The organism is Kitasatospora sp. NPDC005856 (assembly GCF_040629945.1).
Classification (GTDB): Bacteria; Actinomycetota; Actinomycetes; order Streptomycetales; family Streptomycetaceae; genus Kitasatospora.
In genome coordinates this window covers 1-1,948 of record NZ_JBEXWT010000218.1, presented here as the reverse complement: position 1 = coordinate 1,948, position 1,948 = coordinate 1, and the positions used below count along the sequence as shown (strand labels likewise).

Annotated in this window: 2 protein-coding genes; both read left to right on the top strand. The window is 63.9% G+C overall.

Annotation, left to right across the window (positions count from 1 at the left end; translation table 11 throughout):
* Positions 1–481 precede the first annotated feature (481 nt).
* Positions 482–1,321, top strand: coding sequence for an IS5 family transposase (locus ABZ449_RS42060; protein WP_360357442.1), 840 nt, complete (start codon positions 482–484; stop codon positions 1,319–1,321).
* Between the two features lie 271 nt (positions 1,322–1,592).
* Positions 1,593–1,948 (top strand): transposase (locus ABZ449_RS42055; protein WP_360357440.1); only part of this gene is annotated, 356 nt, incomplete at its 3' end.

Here is a 1,948-nt window from a genome sequence, read left to right as displayed (position 1 = left end):
ACGTCGATGTCACCTGTGTCGATCACGTGCACTCCCCACAGTGGTCGTGCCCTCCCCGGCCTCAGCTGCGGCATCAGCGCGCCGGCATCCACGTTTCGAAGAGCCTGCGTCACCTGGGACGGGATCGGCGCTCGCGCCCCTGATCAGCGGTCTGCCAATGCCTCCGGTACCCGGTGACAGCACCTTTTCAATCATGATCGACTGGGGCCACAAGTCATGCCGGGCCCGGAGGCCGGGAGCCCCCTTGCGGGGCCTCTTAGTGGGCGTTTTGGCATCTCTGATCCCATAAATTCCTTATGGCTGCGCCGCTTTGGTGACGATATGCACGATAGATGAACAACGCCCCTCCTTCGATCGGAGGATCGACTGTCTGTCTCGCCCATATCTGCGCCTTGAAGTCCGTCTGGTTTGAAGAAGTCATAGAAACGCCGGTCTGACAGTGGAACGGGATCCTCCGCCCCATCGGTGCTGACGCTGGGCCATGACCGAGCGCAAGCCGTACCCGAGCGATCTGTCCGACGCCCGATGGGCCCTGATCGAGCCGATTCTGACGACATGGAGAAAGGCCCGGCTTGACCGTCGGCCGACCGGCCAGCCAGCGAAGGTCGAACTGCGCGACGTGTTCAACGCGATCCTCTACGTCAACCGCACCGGAATCCCCTGGAAGTACCTCCCGCACGACTTCCCCAACCACGGCACCGTCTACGCCTACTACGCCGCCTGGCGCGACGAGGGGCTCTTCGCCCAACTCAACTACGACCTCACTGGATTGGCCCGGGTGAAGGAAGGGCGCAAGCCCGAGCCGACCGCCTCGGTGATCGACACCCAGAGCGTGAAAACCTCCACCAACGTGCCCCTGGCCAGCCAGGGAACCGACGCCGCAAAGAAAATCGTCGGTCGCAAGCGAGGCATCCTCACCGACACCATCGGACTCATCCTCGTCGTCACCGTCGCCGCCGCGAGCCTGTCCGAGAACGCCCTGGGAATACGCCTCCTTGACCAGGCCAAGAAGACCTATCCCAGCATTTCCAAGAGCTGGGTCGACACCGGCTTCAAGAACGCCATGATCGAGCATGGCGCACGCATGGGCATCGACGTCGAGGTCGTCCACCGGAAGTCCGACGTCCCCGGCTTCCACGTGGTGAAAAGGCGGTGGGTGGTCGAACGAAGTCTGGGGTGGATCATGCAGCGCCGCCGGTTGGCCCGCGACTACGAGACCCTGCCGGCCAGCTCCGAAGCCATGATCCACATCGCCTCGATCGACAACCTCACCAAGCGCATAACGGACGAGACCACACCAACCTGGCGAGGAACCTACTAGAACATAAAGGGCAATCCACTCACTTCAAACGCCCTCTAACTGGGCGTTTCGTCCACGAGAGAGCCGGTTGATGCCGGTTCCGGGGGCGTCCACTCGACTCGCTTGTGGTGACTCCGGGGGCTGTGGCGACAGGAGCGCCGCCACTGCACAAATGTCCGCCGGAACTGTGCGGTTTCTCCTGTCTCATCCCAAGAAGCCAGGCCGGAACGCGTTTGTCTCTCGAGAACCGCAAGCCCTGGGCAGAGTGACGATCCCGCAGTATGCCGTCATCATGACGGATCGTCGACCGTATCCGAGCGACCTGTCCGATGCCCGCTGGGCCCTGGTCGAGCCCACCCTCACCGCCTGGCGCCAGGAACGCACCGCTCGCGCGCTCGCGTTCGGCCGGCCACCCGAGCACGAGCTGCGCGACCTGCTGGACGCGATCCTCTATGTCGACCGCACCGGCATCCCCTGGCGCTACCTCCCACACGACTACCCGCCCTGGGAAACCGTCTACACCTACTTCGCCCGCTGGCAGAAGGAGGGCGTCTTCGAGCAGCTCAACGGCCTGCTACGCCGCCTCGTCCGCACCCGCGAGGGGCGGAATCCCGAGCCGTCGGCCTGCATCATCGACTCCCAGAGCAT